This window comes from Sulfobacillus sp. hq2, from assembly GCF_002903155.1.
GTDB classification, from domain to species: domain Bacteria; phylum Bacillota; class Sulfobacillia; order Sulfobacillales; family Sulfobacillaceae; genus Sulfobacillus; species Sulfobacillus thermotolerans.
Window position 1 is genome coordinate 98,149 of sequence record NZ_NWUL01000023.1, and the last position, 24,624, is coordinate 122,772.

19 protein-coding genes and 1 pseudogene are annotated in these 24,624 nt (G+C 52.6%); 10 read left to right on the forward strand and 10 right to left on the reverse strand.

The window, feature by feature from the left end; all coding sequences use genetic code 11:
• The first annotated feature begins 43 nt into the window (after window positions 1–43).
• From CO251_RS03675 to CO251_RS03690, 4 genes are all read left to right on the forward strand, one after another.
• Window positions 44–1,192, forward strand: coding sequence for a CaiB/BaiF CoA-transferase family protein (locus CO251_RS03675; RefSeq protein ID WP_103374450.1), 1,149 nt, complete (start codon window positions 44–46; stop codon window positions 1,190–1,192).
• A gap of 205 nt (window positions 1,193–1,397) precedes the next feature.
• The gene (locus CO251_RS03680; RefSeq protein WP_158246156.1) at window positions 1,398–2,129 is read left to right on the forward strand and encodes a HisA/HisF-related TIM barrel protein; all 732 of its coding nucleotides are present in this window, start codon (window positions 1,398–1,400) and stop codon (window positions 2,127–2,129) included.
• A 341-nt stretch (window positions 2,130–2,470) separates the two neighbouring features.
• Window positions 2,471–3,052 (forward strand): GTP cyclohydrolase I FolE, encoded by a 582-nt coding sequence (gene folE / locus CO251_RS03685; protein WP_242968290.1) that lies wholly within the window; start codon window positions 2,471–2,473, stop codon window positions 3,050–3,052.
• 119 nt (window positions 3,053–3,171) lie between these two features.
• Window positions 3,172–5,790 (forward strand): phosphoenolpyruvate carboxylase, encoded by a 2,619-nt coding sequence (locus CO251_RS03690; protein ID WP_103374453.1) that lies wholly within the window; start codon window positions 3,172–3,174, stop codon window positions 5,788–5,790.
• Window positions 5,791–5,840: 50 nt separating this feature from the next.
• Here the strand turns inward: CO251_RS03690 and CO251_RS03695 are convergent, their stop codons facing one another.
• Window positions 5,841–6,326 carry a tetratricopeptide repeat protein gene (locus tag CO251_RS03695; RefSeq protein WP_158246157.1) on the reverse strand — a complete coding sequence of 162 codons (486 nt, stop codon included), beginning with the start codon at window positions 6,324–6,326 and terminating at the stop codon, window positions 5,841–5,843.
• A 402-nt stretch (window positions 6,327–6,728) separates the two neighbouring features.
• Between CO251_RS03695 and CO251_RS17700 the strand changes: the two are divergent.
• The 6 genes and pseudogenes from CO251_RS17700 to CO251_RS03730 form a co-directional block, all read left to right on the forward strand.
• A pseudogene (locus tag CO251_RS17700) lies at window positions 6,729–6,990 on the forward strand (transposase); the annotation flags it as partial.
• Between the two features lie 566 nt (window positions 6,991–7,556).
• Window positions 7,557–7,937: a hypothetical protein gene (locus CO251_RS03705; RefSeq protein WP_146038975.1), complete on the forward strand. Its 381-nt coding sequence runs from the start codon at window positions 7,557–7,559 to the stop codon at window positions 7,935–7,937.
• 237 nt (window positions 7,938–8,174) lie between these two features.
• Window positions 8,175–9,104, forward strand: a complete 930-nt coding sequence (locus CO251_RS03710) for a nucleotidyl transferase AbiEii/AbiGii toxin family protein (RefSeq protein WP_103374457.1) — start codon at window positions 8,175–8,177, stop codon at window positions 9,102–9,104.
• 630 nt (window positions 9,105–9,734) lie between these two features.
• The gene (locus tag CO251_RS03720; RefSeq protein WP_103374459.1) at window positions 9,735–10,082 is read left to right on the forward strand and encodes a DsrE family protein; all 348 of its coding nucleotides are present in this window, start codon (window positions 9,735–9,737) and stop codon (window positions 10,080–10,082) included.
• Complete coding sequence (locus tag CO251_RS03725) at window positions 10,069–10,929, forward strand: extracellular solute-binding protein (RefSeq protein WP_103374460.1); 861 nt, start codon at window positions 10,069–10,071, stop codon at window positions 10,927–10,929. Before CO251_RS03720 ends, CO251_RS03725 begins: the two co-directional genes overlap by 14 nt.
• Window positions 10,930–11,066: 137 nt before the next feature.
• Window positions 11,067–11,321 (forward strand): hypothetical protein, encoded by a 255-nt coding sequence (locus CO251_RS03730; RefSeq protein ID WP_103374461.1) that lies wholly within the window; start codon window positions 11,067–11,069, stop codon window positions 11,319–11,321.
• Here the strand turns inward: CO251_RS03730 and asnB are convergent.
• From asnB to era, 9 genes are all read right to left on the reverse strand, one after another.
• Window positions 11,288–13,192 carry an asparagine synthase (glutamine-hydrolyzing) gene (asnB, locus tag CO251_RS03735; protein ID WP_103374462.1) on the reverse strand — a complete coding sequence of 635 codons (1,905 nt, stop codon included), beginning with the start codon at window positions 13,190–13,192 and terminating at the stop codon, window positions 11,288–11,290. The genes CO251_RS03730 and asnB overlap by 34 nt on opposite strands.
• 264 nt (window positions 13,193–13,456) lie before the next feature.
• Complete coding sequence (rpoD, locus tag CO251_RS03740) at window positions 13,457–14,569, reverse strand: RNA polymerase sigma factor RpoD (protein ID WP_103374463.1); 1,113 nt, start codon at window positions 14,567–14,569, stop codon at window positions 13,457–13,459.
• Between the two features lies 1 nt (window position 14,570).
• Window positions 14,571–16,367, reverse strand: a complete 1,797-nt coding sequence (dnaG, locus tag CO251_RS03745; RefSeq protein ID WP_103374464.1) for a DNA primase — start codon at window positions 16,365–16,367, stop codon at window positions 14,571–14,573.
• A 205-nt stretch (window positions 16,368–16,572) separates the two neighbouring features.
• A complete protein-coding gene (ppdK, locus tag CO251_RS03750) occupies window positions 16,573–19,212 on the reverse strand; it encodes a pyruvate, phosphate dikinase (protein WP_103374465.1) in 2,640 nt (879 codons plus the stop codon).
• Window position 19,213: 1 nt separating this feature from the next.
• Window positions 19,214–20,026, reverse strand: coding sequence for a pyruvate, water dikinase regulatory protein (locus tag CO251_RS03755; RefSeq protein ID WP_103374466.1), 813 nt, complete (start codon window positions 20,024–20,026; stop codon window positions 19,214–19,216).
• Window positions 20,027–20,036: 10 nt separating this feature from the next.
• Entirely contained in the window at window positions 20,037–22,085 is a 2,049-nt protein-coding gene (gene glyS, locus CO251_RS03760) for a glycine--tRNA ligase subunit beta (protein ID WP_103374467.1), read from the reverse strand.
• A complete protein-coding gene (gene glyQ / locus CO251_RS03765; RefSeq protein WP_103374468.1) occupies window positions 22,082–22,948 on the reverse strand; it encodes a glycine--tRNA ligase subunit alpha in 867 nt (288 codons plus the stop codon). The genes glyS and glyQ overlap by 4 nt, the downstream gene beginning before the upstream one ends.
• Window positions 22,945–23,721 (reverse strand): DNA repair protein RecO, encoded by a 777-nt coding sequence (gene recO, locus CO251_RS03770; protein WP_103374469.1) that lies wholly within the window; start codon window positions 23,719–23,721, stop codon window positions 22,945–22,947. Before recO ends, glyQ begins: the two co-directional genes overlap by 4 nt.
• The gene (gene era / locus CO251_RS03775; protein WP_103374470.1) at window positions 23,722–24,612 is read right to left on the reverse strand and encodes a GTPase Era; all 891 of its coding nucleotides are present in this window, start codon (window positions 24,610–24,612) and stop codon (window positions 23,722–23,724) included.
• Window positions 24,613–24,624: the final 12 nt, after the last annotated feature.

Here is a 24,624-nt window from a genome sequence, read left to right on the forward strand (position 1 = left end):
TGCCGCATCCGTTAGTGTCTTCTTGTTGATAAGGAGGTCGATCATGCCCGAAGCCCTGGCTGATCTTGTAGTTCTCGACTTGACAAGAATTCTCACTGGCCCTTTTTGTACGATGATGCTAGCGGATTTTGGCGCAACTGTCTACAAAATCGAACCTCCCGGTGGAGACGATACCCGCCAGTGGGGCCCACCCTTTATCCATGGTGAAAGCGCCTATTTTTTGTCAGTGAATCGCAATAAAAAAAGTATCGTGGTTGACCTCAAGTCACTCGAAGGCCAACGGATGTTTCGCCAAATGGCAGCTCAAGCCGATGTTGTCGTCGAAAACTATCGCCCTGGCACGCTTAGTCAGTGGGGGCTCGACTATCCCTCTTTGTCCGCAATAAACCCGCGGCTCATTATGGCATCAATTTCTGGCTTTGGAGCCACCGGCCCTGGGCGTCAAAGGCCCGGCTACGATCTGATTGCCCAAGCCATGTCAGGATTTATGGCCACGACGGGATCATCCGAACAACCGCCCATCAAGGCAGGGTTTTCAATCGCCGATATCGGGGCTGGCATGTGGGCCGCGTACGGGATTATGGTGGCCCTGCATGCGCGCTCCTATACCGGCCGCGGCCAATGGATAGATACGTCACTGTACGAATCGATGATTGCTTGGCAAACCTATCAAGCCAGTAATTTTTTTGCCACCGGCGAAGAACCCGAACCATTAGGTTCAGCCCATCCCAATATTGCCCCTTATCAAGCATTGCACGCACAAGACGGATTTCTTGTGGTCGCCTGTGGCAATGACCATTTGTGGCAACGCCTCGTGAAAGCCTGTGACATCCCATTCGGAAATGACCCCCGTTTTCGCACCAACCCAGAGCGTGTTGTGCACAGGGAGCTACTTATCAAGCGTTTAGAAGAAATTTTTGAACGACATCCCGTCCGTCATTGGCTCGCCATCCTGGAGGAAGCCGGCGTCCCGGCCGGGCCCATTCAACATTTCGCGGATGTCTTTAATGACCCCCAAGTACAATTGCGCGAAATGGTCCAGACCATATCTCACCCCATCGCCGGTCCTATTAAAATGACCGGCATTCCGCTGAAACTTTCCGAAACCCCAGGACGCATCACCCTTCCCCCACCACGTCTAGATGAACACCGGGAAGAAATTCTCCGACGCTTTGGGTTATACGAGAAATAAATGAGAAATGTTATCACCAAGTATTAATACTCGCCCCTAAAGTATATAATTATCAGAAAACGACGGGCCGTGACTCTCTAACGCAAACCTAACATATACTTTGTAAATCTTATTAAAACCTAACAAGAATAGTTGCCTTATTATTTTTTGTGTCATATATTTAGATCGTGATTCAACGTATTGTACACTCATGGAGGTGTGCCCTGTGACTCTTAATATGACGGACTCCTTTTGCGTAGTGCCGGTCATCCACATTTCGTCGGGACGAGTCATTCGCTGGCAAGGCGACCATCCTGTACGTTACACCGGTGCCAATGCCAATCCCTTATCGATGGCCCTACAGTGGGCTGCTCGGGGTGCGCGCCACCTCCATGTTGTGGACCTTGATGCCTCTCATGGACGTATGAGCGTCGTACCGGCCTTGTTAATGGCGATGTCGAAACGTCCTATCGCCATCTCCGTGGGCGGCGGCATCTACAACGTGGAGACCGCTCAACAACGCATGGCTTATGGTGCCACGCATCTTGTCGCCGGATCCCTCCTGGCACAAGATCACATGACCCGCCGAGTGGCACGAGTCGTGGGGTCTCAACGGTTGTGGGGGAGCTTTCTCGTAGCCAATGGGGCCCTTGTAGCTCCCGATGCGGCGCAGCGCCTCGATAACGCCCGTCGCCATGGGATAACCACCATCATATTGACCGCACGACACCCGGAAAACATGGCGCACCCCAACAATCTGCGACTCATTGAAGCCGTGCGTCGCCAAGGCTTTTCGGTCTGGACCTCAGGGCAAATTGACGATGTGCAAGACATTATTCCCATGTATCAAGCCGGAGCCCAAGGCGTGCTGATTGGCCGCGCTTTGCACGAAGGCCTGCTATCCGTTGATGGCATTCGCAGTGCCATGGAGCAGCTCGGTGCCCACATCATCGCTTAACGCTTTCTCCCACGCGCACTCGTCGCCAGGGTGCGCTCTTACCTCCCGCCTCGTGGGTCATCCCACTGCCTACCTTGTCTTTGTCCCATTTAAAAATCATTGCAATCTAGGTGCCATACCCACGGGTTTTGGGTTACCATAGAAGATGGTTTGTAATAGCAAGATCCTTTAGCGTATTTGAGAGGATTTGGGCACTACTAATTTCGGCAGATGTCACGGTATCGCCGGAGAATCAGCCCAACAGAGAGAAGGAATGGTTTATGTCACAATCCTTGCATACTAACAAATCGTCTCAGCCTGTCGGCCTGGATACCGCTGTAACCGTTACCGACTCTCCAGAGATGAATATCACTGCCGCTCACTCCGTCGACCGCCAGAAAATTGAAGCGGCGGTACGGATGATTTTAGAAGCGGTAGGGGAAGACCCTACACGAGAGGGGCTCCTTGAAACCCCGGCTCGTGTTGCGCGCATGTATGAAGAAATTTTCTCGGGACTGCACCGTGATCCCGCTGAAACTTTGTCTGCGCGCTTTCATGTTGACCATAACGAAGTCGTCTTGGTCAAAGATATTCCTTTCTATTCGGCCTGCGAGCATCATCTTCTGCCATTTTTTGGTGCCGCCCACGTCGCCTATCTGCCACGTCACGGCGTCGTAACCGGTCTATCAAAATTGGCCCGCTTAGTTGACCTCGTAGCAAAACGCCCTCAAATTCAAGAGCGTATGACCAACATTGTGGCCGACACCCTTGAACAAGAATTGGATGCAGAGGGCGTCATGGTCGTGATTGAAGCCGAACATTTATGCATGACTATGCGTGGGATAAAAAAACCTGGCAGCAAAACCGTCACCATTGCTTCCCGGGGAACCTACGAAGAATCTAGTCGGCAAATGGAGATTTTACGCTTGCTGAATTTGGGTTAGTCACAAGGCCAAGGGTGTTTATGGCCCTGGCCTTGTGATTTTCTTTATGTTCCGCCGCTTGTGCCCTATGCTATTATTAAATAATTATACAGTCGCCTGTCGAGAGGATGTGTCTTAGAATGTCTAGCGTCAACTCGCCGGGGTCCCATGCCTGGCAAGAAACCGTTCAACTTTTATGGGATATTCTTCACCGTGTCGTATCTGAGGAAGAGCAGAGCGCCGTCGTAGAAAAAGGACAGCAAGCCTATATGGTCGCCGAACGTCTGCGGCAAGAGCAAGTGCCCTACCATTTGCGTGGAAACATGTATGCTTCTGCATCATCTACGCTTCACGAAGTCGATCGCATCATTCGCATGCTAACTGAACAAATTCGTCTGCAAAACTTGACGGAGGACCTGCATCGTATCCACTTAGTGGAAAACCGCCGCCGTTCTCCCCATCCCCCTTTGCGCGGATCTCTCGAGGAACTCCGGCAACAAGTTGAGCAATTCGGCCCCGGCGACGAACCCACAACGCCAGCACAAGGTCGGATCGTCTTAACATCGCATCCCACAGAAAGTACGCGCCGGACGATTTTACAGCACCTAGCGAAAATTGCCACGTTATTAGAACACGTTGATGGACCATCTCTGCCTGCTGGCACACTACATAATCTCACCGAGCTTATTCGAGTGCTGTGGCGAACGCCCAATCAGCGTACGGCGCGTCCTACGGTCATGGACGAAGTGGAATTAGGCCTCTACTACATCCGCAAATCCCTTTTTCATGCGCTGCCGGCAGTGCTTGATGATTTACAGCGTACGCTTCCTACCCCCGCTCCGGTTCAATGGGCTATTGATTCTTGGATTGGCGGGGACCGAGATGGCCATCCTTTTGTTGATGTGGCCATCACCCAAAAGACCCTCCAACGCCATCAAGAGGTCGCGGTCGAGCTCTATCTACAAGCATTGGATGAGCTTGAGCGCACATTAAGTGCCGAGCCTCTCTACATTCATCAAGTCGATCTCTTGAATCGGTGGATTGCAGCTCATGCCCGAATTTTCCAAGAACAAGCTGCCGATTTGCAGCATCGATATCCCCAAGAACCTCTTCGGCAAATGGTGGGTCTCATTGCCGCAAAGCTCCAAGTGACTCTCACGCACCGTTTAGGGGGATATGCTAACGCCTCCAATTTTTTGCAAGATGTTCGGCAGCTAGCGGGGCATTGGGATCCTAATCCCGACAAATGGCCGGTGGAATTGCGTTTGCTGATGCGCCAAATCGAAATCTTTGGGCTGCATTTAGCGAATCTTGACATCCGCCAACATAGCCGCATTCATACGCAAGCCATGGTGGAAATCTTGGGACCTGACTACGAAAAATGGGATGATGAACAGCGCATTCAAGCCATTCACGACGCTTGGAAAACACCTCCCCCCTTTATTCCGCAAAGTCCTTTAACGCAAGATTTGAAGGATGTCTTAGAACTCTTAGCGCGTTATCAACACTTGTCAGGTCCTGAAGGTGTCACCCATTATCTCGTCAGCATGGCGCACCACCCCAGTGATCTGCTAGCCGTACTGTTCTTAATGCACGTGGTCGATCCCCGGCTTTCATTAGACGTTATTCCGGTTGTCGAGACCTTGGACGATTTGCAACATGCTCGTCATCTCGTCGAACGCATCAATCGCGACAGCTTATGGCAACACCACTTGGTTGCCCGTCAACACTATCAAGAAGTCATGCTGGGCTATTCCGACAGCACTAAGGATGCTGGCAGTTTAAGCGCCTCGTGGGCGATTTTTCGCGCCCAGTTGGATTTGACCCAATGGTCAAAAGAAAACGGCCATCACATTGGCTACTTTCATGGCCGTGGTGGAGCCTTAGGCCGCGGCGGCGGGCCGACGTCATACGCCATTTCCGGACAACCAAGCGGCAGCGTGCGCAGTGTGCTCCGCATTACCCAACAAGGCGAAGTGCTCTCTCAAAAATTTTTACTGCCCGAGATGGCATACCGGAGTCTTGAACTGATGATTGTTTCGCATGCGAAGGCCGTTCTATTCCCCTCCAGCGACCCCAACTCCAGTACCCGGGAGCATATGGATGAGATAGCCAAGCGCGCCCATCGCCATTATCGTGCTCTCATCGATGATCCTGCGTTCTGGGAGTACTTTTTGTCCGTATCGCCCATTCGTGAAATGAGCGCACTTAATTGGGGTTCGCGTCCGTCATGGCGCGAGCAGTTCCGCTGGGAAGATTTGCGGGCTATCCCCTGGGTATTTTCTTGGACCCAAAACCGCATGCTCCTACCCGGATGGTATGGTGCTGGTCACGCCCTAAGTAGTTTTTTGGAAGAAGGTTACACGCGCCTTCTGCAAGAATGGTATGCCACGTGGCCTTTTTGGACAACCACGATTCACAATCTTGAACTGGCCCTTGTAAAGTCGGACTTGCATGTCGCTATAGCCTATCACGATCTCGTGCCGCGCCCGCTGAGCGCAATGTTTTGGCCAAAAATTCAAGAGGACTATAACCGCTTGCATGATGCCTTGCTCACTATTACCGGCCACGACGAACTGTTGGAAGATCAGCCCCGTTTGCAAGAGGTCATTCAATGGCGAAATCCGCACGTCGACCCCTTGAACTACTTACAGATTGAACTGTTAGCACAATTTCGCCAAACCGGGGACGAGGCTCTTTTGCCGCTTATTGCGAAAACCATGGAGGGCATTGCCTTAGGTATGCGCAATACCGGATAATCCCAACGCAGGGAAGGTCCTCGACCGGGCCTTCCCTCTGTCCTTGTCCGTTAATGCCCCGCATCATTAAGATGATCGATGCCATAACGCAAAATGCCGCGGTACAGATCAAAGCGCTCCCCGTCCAGCCCCGCCATGGCAAGATGCCACAAGAGCCGAAAAGCCGCACTGCGGTCTTCATCCCGCCACAATGTCAACGCATAGACAGCGTCCAGAATTTCGTTCGGCGCTCCTTGGGACCTGGCCTTTTCCAGCACTTGTCGAGATTCATGAATACGGCCTAATAGCCGTAAGTCATTACCCAACACAATAGCCAGATGCTGCATGAGCACCGCGGGTGGGTCATGGCGCAGGGCTTGCTCATAAAATTGGACCGCTTCCTCTATCAGGCCTAGCTCGTCTAACACTCCTCCCATTTCTGCTTCCAAATACGGATTGTGACGTTCCGCAGCCATCCACTGTTCTAACTGCGCACGCGCGTCCGCAAATTTGCCGCGGCTTTTCAGATGACGTATCACACTTAAGTCCGGTTCCATTGACTCTCTCTCCTCTTTGCTACTTCGCACGAATGACGATGCCATCACCCTAGGTTCGGTGTTTAAAAAAATATGGTGCACCCGTCCTCTCTAGCGCTTTCTCGTACGGGTGAACACACTCATCATGCGCCTTTTTTAAAGCCATCGCGCGCTTTCTGTCCCACCGTAAACAAAATTTCTGGCGGTGAGGCTACTATACGGGCGAACCTAAAGAACGGGGCGCTGTGGGCGAGGGCCGCCGCTCCGAAAGTAGGGAATGATCAAGACAGGCCCGTTAATGTCCAATTTTGTAAATAGGCGTTTTCCATATTTTCCCTGGACAAGCCGACGTCACGCAACAGATTGGGGCAGGCCCACATGAGCAGACATAGGAGACCCGCGTAGGTCCGGCGCTTGCGAGCGATTCCCAAGTTGCGGCAAGGGACCTACTATCCTGAGTTCCTGGAACCCCGCCGCCGCAGTGAACAGGCGCTCGTGGCCGTCGCGTATGTACACGGGTGCAGTCGTTAGGGATGACCGGCAGCAGGTGTCGCAGTTATGCCAGGGCCTCGACGAGCGTGTCACCCGATTTAAGCAGCGGCCCTTGGAGGGTACGTATCCGTACGTCTGGCTGGATGCCAAATATCTCGACGACGATCGCATGGTGAGTATAGCCTTCGTGGTGACGACGGGCGACCAGGAGTCTATCTGGACACCGGAGCATTTCACGACTGGATCGCCATGGGTCCGAGACGATATTCATCAGAGCCAACAAGCATGGCGTTGCCCGTTCTGTCATCATCAGATCCTGCATCTCGATCACGCTACGGATTCACCTGGTCTCCCGCCCAAGCGTATTAGGCTCTAATTCGTAAAAATTCGGTGTTTATACAACACGAGACTCCCCACGGCTCCAATTTTCTCCGGATCGACCCACCATCGCTAAAAACAATGCCCGCCGCAGAAGGATGGCCCAGGAAGCCCCGGGCGGTACTTCCAATTCGCCTTCGCCCTGCAAACTTCCCGTATATCTTGACCTCAATTGGACCGATATTCCTGAACCCGATGCCGTTCCTCACACCGTGGACGAACTCCAGGCGGATCTTTCTTCTTCAACCGACTTATCCCTACCAGTTGCCCACTTGCTTTACGTGTCGCCATGTCTTGACCGTTCCCGGACCATCTTTTGACGGGCGGAAATATTGTTGCCAACATCCTTTGACCCATCTCCAACCCTTCATCGAACAAGACATGATAGGCTACGCATCGATCAACATCAGCAGCCACTCACTGGGCCAACCAACCGCCAACCAGTTGCAAAATCTCTTACTGGGTGACGCCCTGCAACCCTTTCCTGCTATTAACAATAATGAGTTCGAAGGCTATATTGCTTCCCTAAATTACTTTCATAGCCCCATTTGCTCCCAATATCGCGAAAATCCCGATACCTTAGACTTTGATCTCATGAAAGTTCCGGTCACTTTGTCTGCTACGTTTGACGTGGTCAATGTCGCCCAACATCAGCAACGCAAGCGCATGGAAGAAGCCCAGATCCTGCTTGTGCAAACCATTGTGCGCCAGGCTCTCGTCCTTACGCCCGCAAACTCTTTCTATTGCTCACACGGTGGGTAACGCCGTGGGATGCTCCTCGTATTCCTTAATTATTCCCAGAAGGGATTATGATGGTTTTCGTCGCGCCAACAAATCAGCTCTGGCGCAGTCACCAGGATCTCGGCTCCCAAAACCTGTCGTCCGTCTCCCCCCACGACCGGGATTGATCGTCTCGGAGGCCCACCGGAACATCGCCTCATGCTGTACGTTCGGGTATACTAGACATGACACTGTGGGGAAGGACGGTCACAACACACAATGAGCACACCGTTCGTCGCGGTCAACCCATCGGACTGGCCTCGCCTTCAACAGTCCGCCGCCTTTTGGGATGTCAACCCCACCACACTCGATCCCCAGCGCCATGCTGCGTGGATTATCGCCCGGATTCTTCAATTCGGAGCATGGGACGAATGGATTGCACTCTTTCGCCTCTATCCCTCGGCTACGATTCAACACGCGCTCGCTCAGCGTGGCCTTCCCGATCATATTCGCCGCTTTTGGGAACCCTATTTTCAAGAGGAGACACCCTCCATGTATCCCCAAACATTACACCCTACTACCGCAAAACTGTTAGAACGCGTGGGTGCGGAATTATGTCCTCCCGACTATCTCTTATGCGGGGGTACAGCACTCGCTTTGATGTTAGGACATCGGCAGTCTGAAGTTCTGGATTTTATGACCATGCAGGCGCACAATTCAGACTCTATTGTCCAACATATCTATGCCCTCGATCCCAACGCGGAAATTCTCGATCGCAGTCATTATAGCATTCATGCGCGCATTCAAGGCGTTAACGTATCCTATTTATGGCAACAAGGCATACAGCTCGATTCAGGACCGACGTTTCAAGACATCTCTCTCGCATCCCTTCGTACCTTAGTCGTTCTAAAATGTAACGCGATAGCGAACCGCGGTGCTCGAAAAGATTTCATTGATTTGTACGCGCTATTCCAAACAGGATGGTCTCTCTCGAACGTTCTTGAGGCCGTTGCCACACAAGCCCCCCACCTTAACCGCGCTCATCTCTTGCGCAGTCTGACCTATTTTGACGATGCCGAAATTCAACCGGAGCCTCTCTTATTAACACCGTGGACGTGGCCAGAGATTCGCCGCACGATCGAACATCATGTCTATACGTATTTACGCCACACACTGCCGCCGCCCGATATGCCCACACCTCGACTTTAACAGAAGGAGGAGGTAAGATCTCGTAATCTCCGGCTGATGGGCGGAGGCGGTCATCGAGCCGGCGTGGCGGCACTCGGAGTCAGCCCGCCTTTGCTTCTGTCCGGCGCGCCCGTTGTCCCTCTTATCTTGTCCTTCAAGGAGGCGGGTTTTCATGTCTACGCGCGGATTTGTCAGCATTGGCACCCCGGATCGGTTCCGTGCCCCCCTACAATCATTTCGATTCCTATCCGCCCCCCCCGATCGGCGGCGCGTTCACGCCCTGGATCGCGAGATTCAGCAGGCTCAACACCCCCCTCGAACAAGCGACGCAGCGGATGATCCATCAGGAATTTGCTTGTGAGGCGGAGCGCCCTGGATCCCGAGATGGCCACCACGCCGCCTCCATGGCATCCTGGCAGCGGAATGGTCCCGTCCGAAATGCCCTAAGACCCCGCCGGGCCGACCGGCCAATCGTGACGTGACAGGCCACCACACCGTGACCATTCCGATATTTTCCACCCGACCCTTCGGAAGCGTAATACGTGGTAGATTTCTATATCCAAGACGAGAATGGGATATGATAAGAAGAATAAGGAAGTAACTTTCCGTCAAATCCCTGATCAATCGAAACGGGAAAAAGGAGGCACAACGGTGGCAAATTCTCTAGGCGTCATCTTTCACGTTAATGAGGCTGATCCCAATAAACAACGCAGTGCTTTACGCAATATCGAAAATTTACTTGCGGAAATGCCGTCGACACCCGTCGAGCTTGTCATTCAAGGCGCAGCCATTGACCTTGTCGTTGCCGAAACTTCGCCATGGCCCCAAGAACTAGAGGCCTTGCAACAGCAAGGGGTTACGGTGGCGGTATGCGGCAACACCATGAAAGCCAACCACCTTAAAGAGACAGACCTCCTGCCGGGCATGACCATTGTCCCGTCAGCCGTTGGAGAATTGGTGCGAAAACAGCGGGAGGGTCTTTCTTATGTCAAACCTTGAGGGACATGCCGATATGGTCCGCTTGGACTTGCCACTCTACGACATCGTGCACGATTGTGTAGGCAATCCCGGTAACGCCGACTTCATCGCTTTCTTCAATGGCAATCAGTTTATGGTCTTAGCCGACCTTTTCGCCGCATTCCGTCTGGATTCCGATAAATCGCAGACCCTGTACTACGAGACATTACCTCCAGGCATTTTAGCAAAGCAAATTACGGCCCATGGCCGTCTTGATATTGGATCTTTACAACTGCATGTCAACCCCGATGTCTTTGCAGCAGGGCATCACGAAATGCAGCAACTGGCCTCCCACCTTCTTTCCCCCGTGCCCTACGCGCAAAATCATTTGGCATTGGTAATGCCCAAAGGCGCCTCGAGTACGGCCACGCTAAGCGACCTTGGTCGCCTTGGTGTGCGTGTCCTCATGCCCAACCCCATGACTGAAGGGATTGCTCGTTTAGCCCGGCGCGCACTCGAAATGGACGGCGGCCCGCAATTGGCGAAGACGGTGTTCGAGGAAAAAGTCCGAAGACAAGAGACGGTATTCACTACAGTACATCACCGTGAAACGATTCCGGCCATTGCCCAAGGCCAATTTGATGTCGGGGTCGTATGGGTTAGTGAAGCAATGTATGCCGCATCGCAAGGCTCCCCCATTGTCTGGACGCCTTTTCCAAGCCATGCGAATCCTGTGGGCCGCTACTATATCGCTGCACTGAAACAGGCCCCTCACCCAGACACGGCCCAGCATTTTTTGCGCTTTATCGCCAGCCAAGTGGCCCAAGGTATCTACCATCGATACGGGTTTGAAGCGCCAAACCAAGACACGCCATTTGACGGTTTTTAACCAGCCAGGGCCAAGCGCCGCCGTTGGGGCGCCTGGCCCATTCCCACCCGATAAGACCTCATATCTAAAACTTCTTTCGCAACCCACGTCTGATTACATACCTACCGCATAGGATATGGTAAAGGAGGCGAAAGTGCATGACTTGGCAGGAGGCGCTTCAGGAAGCCGTCATTGAACGCAATCTAGCCGAACACGCATTTATGCAATCTGACCCCGATTTTTGTGACTACCATATCTACCAACTCCATGCCGCAGAAGAAAAGGTGCGACTCATTATCCGCCAGGCAAGAGAAGCGATGGGATATCATCCCGCCTTACCGCCCTCCCTCAGCGCGGCCTTAATGACCCCGGCGTCTGTTTACGAGGGAACATCGGAAGAAGACGAGACATAAGGGACATGTCGCCGGCTAAGCGCACGACTTCCCATTTCCTCCGACCACAGTTCCAACATGAGCAATGCATAGATTTGGCGCGAGGTCGTTCCGTGTCCCGGTCCCATGTCCGTGAGTAGCTGGCGTACACGGGCGCCCTCAAACCACTCGTGGCTGCGCGCCGTGGGACTCGCCAACGTATCCCACGCAATATCGTGAAGCGGCCCCGCTAGTAAGTCTGTGAGCGGCGTGGGAAAGCCTTGTTTGGGGCGGTTGACAATTTCAGATGGCAACACCCGTTTGGCCACTTCCCGCAAAACCCTCTTGTCTTGGCGACCAAACCGGCGCAGTGCCAGAGGCATGCTTAGCGCCAATTCCACCACTTCGTGGTCGCAAAACGGCACGCGAATTTCTAAATTGTAATGCATGCCAATCCGGTCCGTCTTCAACAACACATCATCTGGCAAAAACCACTGCACGTCAAACCCTTGCATCGCTTGCAAGTCTGGTAAAGCTAAGTGACTCGCCCAATATTCGGCGACCGCACCCGGTCGGTCAGCGACACGCCATTCCGGTCTTAACAGCTGAGCTTGTTCTTCTGGGCTAAATGTGTAGCCTACACCCCGGTAGCGCTCCGCCATCGGCTCCATGGCACGCTTAAAGGCATTGCTACCAGGCCATTGCCGTTTTATCCACTGTGCCCGTAAGAAGGCCGGAATTTGTCGTAACCGTGCTAAACTCTGAACTTCTCCATAACCTGCGTATCCCGCAAAAATCTCATCAGCGCCTTCACCGGACAACATCACGGTTTCTTGCTCCGCCGCGGCCCGCGCCACCCCATCAAGAGGCAACACCGTAGGATCTGCCATGGGTTCATCGAGGATATAGGCAAGCTCTCGCACTCTATCCGGCGTAATGCTCAAATCAACCTCAACCCGGTGCAAGGGAATAGCGTAATGCGACGCCACCTTTTGCGCCCAGCCGAACTCATCATAACCAGGGTACTTGGCCGGAAAGGTCGCCGACCATGCCTCAAGCGGATTTTTTAATGTACCCGCGGCAATGGCCGCTACAATACTCGAATCGAGCCCTCCCGATAAAAAGATGCCTAAGGGCACATCGGAAGCCAAATGCGTTCGTACCACATCGACCAATAAGCCATGAAGCCTATCTGCCCAATAAGCCATTTGGTCCATGGACTCAGGTTGCCTAATCGTCGGCTGCCAATACCGCCAGCGCTGGCGCCGTCCATCCCCGTGAATCACCAAAACCTCGCCCGGACGCAACTTACTTACGTTTTTCAACATCGTGTGCGGCGCAGGCACAAATCGATGCGCCAAGTAGCTTGACAACATTTTCGGGTCAATTTCAAACCGAAAATCTGGCAAATACATCAACGATTTGAGTTCTGAGGCAAATGCCACGGTATCAGCCAGCTCGTAAAGATATAACGGTTTTTGTCCGATGCGGTCTCGCGCCAACACCATCTGATGCGTCCGTCGATCCCAAATTGCCAACGCAAACATGCCCGAAATCTTGTCAAGAAAATCAACGCCGTATTCCTCATACAAATGAACAAGCACTTCCCCATCCGCACGGCTATTCAAACGATGTCCTAGGCTTTCCACCAGGGTTTGCAATGACTGGTAGTTATAGAGTTCGCCATTGTACACCGCGACAATCTTGCCGTCTTCCGAGTAATAGGGTTGCTGCCCATGCAAAACGTCAATCACGGCAAGCCGCCGCATGCCCAGTCCGACATTGCGCTCCGCAAACCGTCCTTCGTCATCCGGTCCCCGGTGAACCATAGCCTTCAACATTCCGTTCAAATCCGCCGGCTGAACCGGTCTCTCCCGGTGCCATATCCCTGCTATTCCGCAGATTGCAACCACCTCATTTTCGGTCCGTCTGGATTACTATACCGCTTCGGCTGCAAGAAACCATGAATGGCTCATGAGAGATTCTCATCCGTTATAACGGTATGTTGGGATTATCATGCCCAAATTCTTGGGAATTTTGCCAATATCCTTCGAGCGCCAGGGTGACACCTCCGGTCAGGGATGGGTTGTACATCCGAACGCTCCCGAATATGACAGCAAATGCCCCCTTGACGAGTCCGAGGTCGTCAAGGGAGCACTTATGCTTGGCGCGTTGCCCTAATCCAGATAATCCTTCAATTTCTTGCTACGAGTGGGGTGGCGCAACTTGCGCAACGCCTTCGCCTCAATTTGCCGAATTCGCTCGCGGGTGACGCCAAAAACCTGGCCCACTTCTTCAAGCGTCCGCGCTCGCCCATCATTGAGTCCAAAACGCAAGCGCAAAACTTTTTCTTCCCGATTTGTTAGGGTATCGAGCACCTCTTCAAGCTGCTCCTTCAGTAGCTGATATCCTGCCGCTTCCGCCGGGGCTGGTGCGTCCTCGTCCTCAATAAAGTCTCCCAAATGAGAATCTTCCTCTTCGCCGATAGGCGTTTCCAAGGAGACGGGTTCTTGCGCCACTTTAAGAATTTCTCGGACGCGTTCCTCGGTAATGCCCATTTCTTTGGCAATTTCTTCCGGGCTCGGATCGCGCCCTAACTCTTGAAGCAATTGGCGTTGAACGCGGATCAATTTGTTAATGGTTTCGACCATGTGCACAGGAATGCGAATCGTCCGCGCTTGGTCAGCAATGGCACGCGTAATAGCTTGGCGGATCCACCATGTCGCATAGGTACTAAATTTGTAGCCCTTTCGGTAGTCGAATTTCTCGACCGCCTTAATGAGTCCTAAATTGCCTTCTTGGATTAAGTCGAGAAATAACATGCCTCGGCCCACATAGCGCTTAGCGATGGACACCACCAAGCGCAGATTAGCTTCGGCCAACTTGCGCTTAGCTTCTTCGTCCCCTTCTTCAATGCGTTTCGCCAGTTCTACCTCTTGATCTGCTGTTAACAACGGAACGCGCCCGATTTCTTTCAAGTACATCCGAACCGGGTCGTCAATGGCCACGCCGTCGGGGGCCGTCAGTTCGTGCCCCACATCTTCGCTTTCCTCAGCGTCCACCTCATCGGGATCAGGCCCGGGCTCTTCATCTACGGGTTGTTCGCCCACCAGTTCGATGCCGAGCTCTCCAAACATCTCGTAGATGCTGTCAATCTGGTCGGGAGGAAGGTCAATAGATTGCAAAGTGTCCACAATTTCCCCATAAGACAATTTGCCTCGCTCTTGACCACGGCGTATCAGGGATTTAACCTCATCAATTTGCCCAACAGTTTTCTTCCCCTGAGCCATGCTATCCCTCCTTTCCTATTATTCCAGCGAATGGAAATGGTGTTCCCATTCCCGTGTTTTGGCCTTGTGCCAGACGCCCTTGGACCATTCGGATCTCTTCGCGTAATGCCTCAGTGTTTTCACCTTGTCTCAACCGCTCAATCAAGGACTGCCAATGTCTATAGTCCTCGCGCCGCCGAATCACCTTTATCGTATCCTTGATGACTCTTATCCCCCCGTCAGGCCCCTCAAAAGTTATTGCTTCTAACAATAAACTGCGTAAACCCGGATCCATCGTGTCAATAAGGCTGCTGAGTTCAGCAGGCGACTGGCCCATTTCAATGCGAGTGACGATGTCACTCAGATGGTACTTCTCAATCCAGTCGGGCAGTTCTTCACGCACCAGAGCGACATGCTCAGGGTGACGCAACAACAACGCCAGTAAGTATACATCGAGAGATGGCCTTGCCCCTTTTGACACGTTTCTCTCCATATTATGCCTATTTTTAGGGGATGTATGCCTAAAGCCTTGCGCTACCCCAAAACTTTGTGCTAGAATACTTTGATCTAATCGCAGTGTTCTCGAAACCATCTCCAGATATCCCGCCTGCTCCACCGGATTCGTCAACGCCTTCCACAAGGGTTTTAGCTCATCCACCAGTTCGGCTTTACCACGCGCAGTGAGACTCGGCAACCGACTAAGACGGTCCTTAAACACGGCTTCAAAATAGGGTATGCGTTCTTCTACCTTTTCGGCTAAAGACAAGGCCCCTTTTTCCCGCAAAAATTCATCGGGGTCTTTGCCTGCATCCAACTGCACGCGATTGACCTGTAACCCTTGCGCTGACAAGATCAGAAAAGCACGACGCATGGCTTCTTCTCCGGCCGTGTCCCGGTCGTAAAGCAAGTCCACTTCCTTCGCATGGCGCGACAACGATCGTGCGTGATCCTCTGTAAGCGCTGTCCCCAATGATGCGACAGCCTGTCCCAGGCCAGCTTGATGACACGCAATTACATCAAAATTTCCTTCTACTAACAGTGGGCGACGGCCTTGACGCCACAGCGGACGCGCTAAATGCTCACCATATAACACCTGTCCTTTATGAAACAACGGCGTCTCTGGGGAGTTCAAATATTTTGGCTCTTGCTCCGGTAATATTGCCCTTCCCCCAAACGCAATAATTTGACCCCGGTGATTCCATATCGGAAAAATGATACGGTGGCGCCACCGATCATAGACACCTCGTCCTTCGCGCCGCGCTACCACGACCCCCGCTTCCAACATTTCTTCCTCGGAAATCCCGTGCTTCATTAAGAAATCCCGCAAAGCCGTCCACGAATCTGGTGCATAACCCAATGCGAACCGCTCGCGTGTTGCTTCATCCACCTGCCGTTGTTGCAAATAGCCATCATAAATTCGCACGGATGATTGGGCGCTTGCCCTGAAAAATTCCTGACTCCACTCCATGATGGCCTGCAAGCGACTCATTTTCTGACTACGAGCATGGTCCCGTTGTGATCGATGCGGCTTGGGTATTCCATTTTCCGTGGCCAGCATGTCCACAGCTTCCGAAAAACTCATGCCGCCATGTTGCATGAGAAACGTAAACACCGTTCCGCCGACATGGCAACCGAAGCAGTAGAATAATTGCTGCTCCGCATCGACACTAAACGACGGGGTTTGCTCCTGATGAAATGGGCATAAACCCCAATAGTGCTTCCCTTTCCGCTTCAAGGTGACCTGCCGACCAATAACCTCGACAATGTCCGCGGCTTCTCGCACCGATGCTACCCAAGTATCGTATTCGGGGTCAGACATCAGGAATCACTCCAGTCCATGTGAAAAAATTCGCCACCGAGGGAAATATTCCTGCATCTTTTTGGCTTCTAATGCGAAAAGAAGAAAAAAAATACCCAAAGCCGTTCGGCTGGGATACGTGAAGGTTTATTGTCAGAAGCAATTATATCACAAAGAGCACGGGTTTTGAGAATTCCCGTGCTCTTTGCTGGACTTTTTTCTCGACTTAGTGTGACTGGTGGCGAAGAAAGGCTTGAGCGGCAGCCAACCGCGCAATGGGAACGCGGAATGGCGAGGCACTCACGTAATTTAACCCCGCTAAGTGGCAGAACTCGATCGAGGAGGGATCCCCACCGTGTTCTCCACAAATTCCGACTTTCAGGTCAGGACGGGTGCGGCGTCCATCATGCACTGCGATCTCGATGAGTTTACCCACGCCTTGGCGATCCAGAACCATAAAGGGATTTTCGGTTAAGATCTTTTCTGCCAAATAATGAGGCAAGAATTTACTTTCGGCGTCGTCACGGCTAAAGCCAAACGTCGTCTGGGTTAAATCGTTGGTACCAAACGAAAAGAACTGCGCCGACTCCGCAATAGTTCCTGCTGTCAAGGCTGCCCGAGGTATCTCAATCATGGTCCCAATCTTATACGGCAGATCTAGTCCCGTGCGCTGTTGGGTCGCTTCATTCACCTGCTGAATCAAGTCTCGCATCCGGATAAACTCTTGGTCAATTCCCACTAAAGGAATCATGACTTCGACCACGGGATGATAACCCTCTTGCAACAATGCCGCTTGCGCTTGAAAAATAGCCTGCGCTTGCATGGCATAGATCTCAGGATAGACGATTCCGAGGCGGACGCCGCGAAATCCCAGCATGGGATTGAATTCGAAGAGCACACGGGATCGCCGGAGAATCGCCTCAAACCGCACCACGTCGTCTACCCGACCCTCTTGTTGAGCTTGCGCTAGGGCTTTTTCGGTCTCGGCCATGTTCGGCAAAAACTCATGCAACGGCGGATCCAGAAGGCGAATCGTCACCGGATACCCATCCATTGCCTTAAGAATCCCATAAAAGTCTTCTTGCTGCATAGGCAAGAGCTTTTGCAACGCGGCTTCCCGTTCCGCCAAGGTTTCAGCCAAAATCATAGCTTGCATTGCCGGCAATCGGTCTTGTCCCATGAACATGTGCTCGGTACGACAGAGTCCCACTCCTTGGGCCCCAAAGTCCCGTGCAATTTGCGCATCCTCTGGGGTATCGGCATTGGCTTCCACGCCCAACGTTTTGATCTCATCAGCCCACGCGAGCAGCGTATTAAAATCCTCCGACAAGCCTGGTTCAACAGTCGGAACAATTCCTTTCACAACCCGTCCTGTGCCGCCATCAATGGTGATGACGTCATTTTCGTGAACTGTGATATCACCGACCATAAATTCGCGCGCTTCGAGGCTAATGCGTACCGACTCACAACCGGTAACGGCCGGCTTCCCCATTCCACGAGCAACAATCGCCGCATGCGACGTCATGCCGCCGCGACTGGTTAGAACCCCTTGAGCCGCTACAATCCCATGAATATCATCCGGCGTAGTCTCTGGTCGCACTAAGATGACCGCTTCACCACGGTTGCCTCGCGCCTCCGCCTCATCCGCATCGAAGACCACTTTGCCTGAGGCTGCTCCCGGCGACGCCGGCAATCCTTGTGCCAAGACGTCAAGCTCGGCGGCGGGGTCAATTTGACGGTACAGCAAGCGCGCCACTTGGTCCGGATCTTGCCGTAGCAATGCCTCATCCCGTGTGATAATCCCTTCCGCTACAAGGTCAACCGCAATTTTGACCGCCGCGCGTGCTGTTCTCTTTCCCGTCCGAGTTTGCAACAAATAGAGTTTCTCACGCTCTACTGTAAATTCGATATCTTGCATATCTCGGTAGTGAGTTTCCAGCAAACGGCAGACATCTGTGAGTTCTTGGAATGTTTTAGGCATTTCCTGCGCCATTTCTTGAATCATTTTGGGCGTGCGAATCCCCGCCACCACATCTTCTCCCTGGGCATTGGTAAGATACTCACCGTACATGCCAGGTTCCCCTGTGTTGGGATTGCGTGTAAAGAGCACCCCCGTCGCCGACGTGGGACCCATATTGCCAAAGACCATCGACTGAACATTCACGGCCGTTCCCAACGTTTCGGGAATTTTGTTCAGACGCCGGTAAACAATGGCGCGAGGGTTCTTCCACGAATCGAAGACCGCTTTAATCGCCATTTCCAATTGCTCTCTCGCATCTTCTGGAAAATCGCGTCCCGTTTCCGAGCGAACCAAAGTCTTGTAGCGGTCAATGACGTCTTCCAGCGCAGCTTCTGACAAATCAGGATCCTGCTGGACGCCGGCCGCATCTTTCACTTCCTGGAGAACATGTTCGAACCGGTTATGCTCCATATGCATGACGACATTGCCAAACATTTGAATGAAGCGGCGATAACTGTCCAACGCAAACCGACGATTTTGCGTCAAAGCGGCCAGACCTTCTACAGTCGCACTGTTGAGACCCAAATTCAATACCGTATCCATCATCCCGGGCATCGAAATGGGAGCTCCAGAGCGCACGGAAACCAGCAATGGCTTTTGAGGGTCCCCGAGCCTTCGTGACAGCTTCGCTTCCAACTCGGTCAAATGCGTCCAAACTTCGTCCATCATGCCTTCAGGAAAGTGATCCAGCTCTTGGTATAAATTGCAGGCTTCGGTCGTAATAGTAAATCCAGGAGGAACGGGCAAACCGATATAGCTCATTTCCGACAGGCCGGCCCCTTTTCCCCCTAATAACTCACGCTGACTTGCCCGACCTTGCTCGAAAGGAAATACGTATCGAGACATCCTAGCTGCGCCCTCCTTGTGTGATTTCCAAGACTTTGGTCGCCGTTTCTTCAACAGCGTGATTACTGACATCAATTACCGGACATTTCAAACGGGTAAAGATGTCCCATGCATAATCCAATTCTGCCATAATTCGCTCCATCGTGGCATATTGCGCGGACGAGCCCAGTCCTAGGGATTTTAATCGTTGCCGCCGAATGCTCATCAACAATTCCGCATCGATGACCAGTCCGACAGCCTTCAAACGGCCTTCTTGAAAAATCTCATGCGGTACTGGCACTTCGGGTACTAACGGCACATTCGCGACTTTCAGACGGTGATTCGCTAAATATAAGCTGACCGGCGTTTTGCTGGTTCTGGACACTCCCAGCAACACGATGTCTGCCTCCCGAATGCCTCGCGGATCTTTGCCATCATCATACTTTACCGCAAACTCGATGGCTTCGACCCGGTCAAAATACTCTCGGTCCAGGCGATGACTGAGCCCTGGCACCAATTGCGGTGTTTGACCAAGCATATTTTGCAAAGCCTGCAACACGGGCCCCATGACATCAACATGATGAATTCCCAGCTGCTGGGCCTTTTCCCGCAAATAACTGCTGAGATCGGCCCGCACAATAGTATAAATGACAACAGAGCTTTGGGCAGCTGCTCGCTCTAGGACCGCATCAATCCCCGCAAAATCGGATACGTTCGATAAGCGCTCAATGCGAATTTCAGCGTGATCAAATTGAATGGCCGCGCCATGAGCGACTCGCTCGGCCGTTTCACCAAGCGAATCGGACACAATAAAAATCCGACCCTGGTTGGCCATGTCCGCCCTCCTAGACCTGACTCATATCAAAATACCGATTATATTGCGTGCGGGCCAGCGCTAAAAGTTGCTTGCGCGCTGCTTGCACCTGCGGATCGGGATCATTGACTAACACCGCATCAAAAAATACCCGCACCGCCTCGGACAAGGTTTGAACCGCGTTCCACCACGCGTCCGGCGTGGGCGCATGACGAACCTGTTCCACGGCCGCTTGGACCGCTAATTCCGCCGGCAACGTCACCTCTGGCGTTGAATCCGTCGCCCTTGTATCCCCTATCACACGGTCTATACGTTTGTAAGCTTGAGCAACCAACTCCCAGTCAGGCTTCTGATGCAAACGCTCAAGCAAACTCAGTCGGTCAGAAAAAGTGTGCCATGGGCAAGCCGCCTGCAATACAGGAGTGGACCATTGCGCGGCGATATGGCGATCGCTCTCGAGAAAACGCGTGACGCGGCCAAAGGTCAATTCAAAGGCCTCTTGAATGCTCCTTTCGTCAACCCCTAAAATATGTCCCACTCGGTCAAAGAGATGCCGTGCAGGTTTTTCCCATACTTGGCTCTCCATGAGAATGCGCCCGATGGCCAGCGCACTACGGCGCATCCCAAAAGGATCTTCGGAGCCTGTCGGCTTAAGTCCTTGGGATAATCCCAACAGCACCGTATCTAAGCGGTCCAGCAATACGAGGAGACGCCCCAAAGTCGTTTCAGGAATAATGTCCCCCTGATAGCCAGGATGATACTGATCCCGAATCGCCTGCACAATGGGGGTGGGCAACCCTTCTTGCTCAGCGTAAATGCCCCCCATCGTGCCTTGAAGTTCGGGAAATTCTTGAACCACTTGCGTCAGCAAATCTGTTTTATATAAATCAAGCGTTCGGTGGAACAAATCCTGTTCGAGTGTCGTTAGAGGCCATTCATCTCGCGTCTCTTGGAAAATATGGTGTAATCGCCGGATTTTGTCGCCATAAGTTCCTAGCTTGGCGTGAAACACCACACGGTCTAACGCCTCTACGTAATCCTCCAAACGGTGGCGACGGTCGGCTCGGTAAAAATAGAGCGCATCGGACAGGCGCGCCCGCAAAACCTTTTCATTGCCATGGACTACGGTCTCCAAGCTCCGCCCGATACCATTGCGCACCCCAATAAAGTAGGGCATCAGACGTCCTTCCCCATCAATCACGGGAAAGTAGCGCTGATGAACTTTCATCGACGTCATTAAGACTTCTTGAGGCACCTCTAGAAATGCGGCATCAAATGCGCCTAAGAATGGGGTAGGCCATTCGACCAAATTGACCACTTCTTCCATCAGACCCTCATCATAGGCAGGGACCCCTCCGACACTTGCTGCGAGTTCGTCAGCCTCACTCACAATTGCTTCTTGGCGGCGCATGGGATCTAGCACGACAAACCCTTGGGCCAAGGCTTGCTCGTAACTCGCAATGCCTCGAATCTCAAGAGCCCCAGGCTGATCGGTACGATTGCCATACGTGTATGGCTGCGAAGCAACACCAGTAATCGAAAGGGGAAGCGCCTGGTCATCGAGCCACAAACTACACCACCGTACCGGGCGAATGAACCGGTAGTCGTGGTCTCCCCAGCGCATGCTGCGTGCCAGGGGAATGGCCGCGAAGGCTCTCTCCATAATCCCTGGCAATAGATCTTCAGCGGCTTCAATGGGTTTCTCTATCACCGCGCATACATATGTCTTGTCCCCTTCACCCATCGTCTGGACTTCGGCAGGACCAATTCCTAGTCGGCGACAAAACCCTAGCAGAGCGGGAGTAGGGACTCCATTCTGATACGCATTGGCCATTAAGGGACCACGCACCGTTTCTTGCAAAGGACTTTGACGGGAAGAGACTTGTCCCATTACGACCAAGCGTCTAGGAGTCGCATAGGCCGCAATGTCTCGCGAGCTTAACCGCATCAGAGCAAACTCGTCCATTATCAAGTCCCGATAGGCGCTTGTAATGTCACGGATATATTGGCTAGGAATTTCTTCCACACCAACTTCCACGAGAAAAGGACGCCATAGCGGAAGGGCATCTTCGAGCATCATGACAACACCTCCTGCTTTTTGGGTGTACGCAGATCTAGATAACGCGTCGCAGCGAGCCGCGACAAAGTGCGCAGACGGCCTAGATAGGCTTGACGTTCGGTAACCGAAATGGCTCCCAAGGCATCGAGAGTGTTGAATATATGAGACGCTTTCAGCAAATATTCATAGCCAGGCCGAATTAAGTCCAAGGACAACAGCCTTTTGGCTTCACTCTCATAAAGGGCAAACAGCTGAAACAATACATCAGACGAGGCCTGCTCAAAACTATACGTGGCGTGCTCCCATTCGGCCCGGCGGAACAATTGATCGTAGGTCACGCCCGGAGCCCATTCAATGGTCCAAATCTCATCCGCCCCGACTAAGTAGCTTGCCAATCGTTCCAGCCCATAGGTCAGTTCAGCCGCAACAGGCCGACATTCTTGGCCCCCCATCTGCTGAAAATATGTAAACTGACTAATTTCCATCCCGTCCAACCAGACTTCCCAGCCTAACCCCCAAGCCCCTAGGCTGGGCGCTTCCCAGTTATCTTCCACAAACCGGATATCATGTTCCCGGCGATCGAGCCCAATCGCTTCTAAACTGCGTAAATATTGTTCCACGACGTCGTCGGGCGCCGGTTTGAGCAGTACTTGAAATTGATGGTGTTGATATACGCGGTTAGGATTCTCACCATAACGGGCATCGACAGGGCGTCTGGATGGCTGGACATATGCCACCTTCCATGGATCCGGTCCGAGTGCGCCAAAAAAGGTGGATGGGCTCATCGTTCCTGCCCCCACCTCAATATCATAAGGTTCGGCAATTAAGCAGCCCTGGTCCTTCCAATAAGTCTTCAACGCCATCACAATGTCCTGCAGTGTCACGTCGTCAGATCCTCTCCTTCCACCCCAATATTCTCAACTTCCTGCAAAAATTGTAAAGAGCGGGGCAATCGTCCGATGTGGGATTGCACGTACCGGCGAAACACGGTAAAGATCTGAGCGCCAATAGCCCCTTTAGCTTCATACTGCCCCAACCGATTCACATCTAGCTCCATCCATCTACGCCAAGTCCGCCACGTTCCAAGAAACACCGAGACAAGATGATCATCTCCAGGTCTATGACGGGTACAATAGAGCCGGTCATGGACCAGATCCAGCGCCACCGGGCCGTCGTCCGGCACGCGTCCACACACTTCACACGTTTCCCACTGTGGATAATAACCGGCCAATTGTAGCAAATGCCAGCACGCTGTCAAGGTAATCGTCAGGGCGTTGGCACCTTGCGCAAGGCCTTCCCAACCTCCCACGACCCACGGGAAAACCGCTGGCGCGGCATCGCGCTCTTCCCACATTTCATCCACAAGGTCAGCCAACAACATGCCCCAACTTAAACGGCTTAAGTCCTGACGCATACCTGAGAACCCTTCGACCAAGTCCGTTCCCGTAATGGTATCTAGATTCGACCGGCCATGATAAATTTCACAGACGGTATAAGACAATGGATAAAGACCGGCCAACCGATTCTTGGCCCGCCTAGTGCCTTTGGCGATGGCCCCAATTTTTCCCGATTTAAGGCCAAACGCCGTGATCAGCGCATCCGATTCTCGGTACGGCCGCGATTTCAAAATCAGCATGTGGTCCTGATATTGCGCCATTTACCCCTCCGGTTGTGCATACCCCAACCGTTTGAGCCACGCCTCTTGATCACGCCAATGTCCCCGCACCTTGACCCAAAGGTCCAAATACACTTTTTGTCCGTAATATTCTTCTAAGTCTTTGCGCGCCAAAAAGCCTATGCGTTTCAGCATTTGTCCTTGATTGCCAATTAAAATGGCCTTTTGTGTATCTCGCTCCACGTAAATGGCTGCCCGGATATACATCAGCGTCGGGGTGCGTTGAATTTTTTCCTCAATGGTGACAGCGACCGAATGCGGGACTTCATCGCGGGTTTCTTCGAGTATTTTTTCCCGAATCACCTCCGCTATATAGAAATCTTCCGTCTGGTCTGTCACGGTATCGTCTGGAAAGTACGGCAAGCCTTCGGGAAGCCTGGCTAACAGCGCTTGAACCATGGCCTCAATTCCTTGTTCGTTCTGCGCAGATACCACAAATTCTTCGACATACGGCGCTAAAGCGCGGTACGGGTCAAGCCGCCCTTTGGTCTGCTCGACTAAATCACTCTTGTTGCCCACAAGCACTGCATCATGATGCAAACGCGCAATCAACTGCGCAATCGCGATGTCTTCCGGGCGCGGAGGCTTGGAGATATCCACGACGTGAGCAATCAGGTCGACTTCTTTTAGAGCCCGTTCGGCCGTCATCACCATCCGTTCATCGAGTTTGGTGCGGGGCTGATGAATGCCAGGCGTATCCACGAAGACAATTTGACCGGAGGGGTCATGCAATACCCCTTGGATCCGATTTCGCGTCGTTTGCGGTTTTGCCGTCGTGATGGCGACCTTTCTTCCCAAGATGGCATTAAGCAACGTCGACTTTCCCACGTTCGGCCGACCGATTAATGCAATGTAACCGGATTTAAACGCCATATGCGTCCCCTC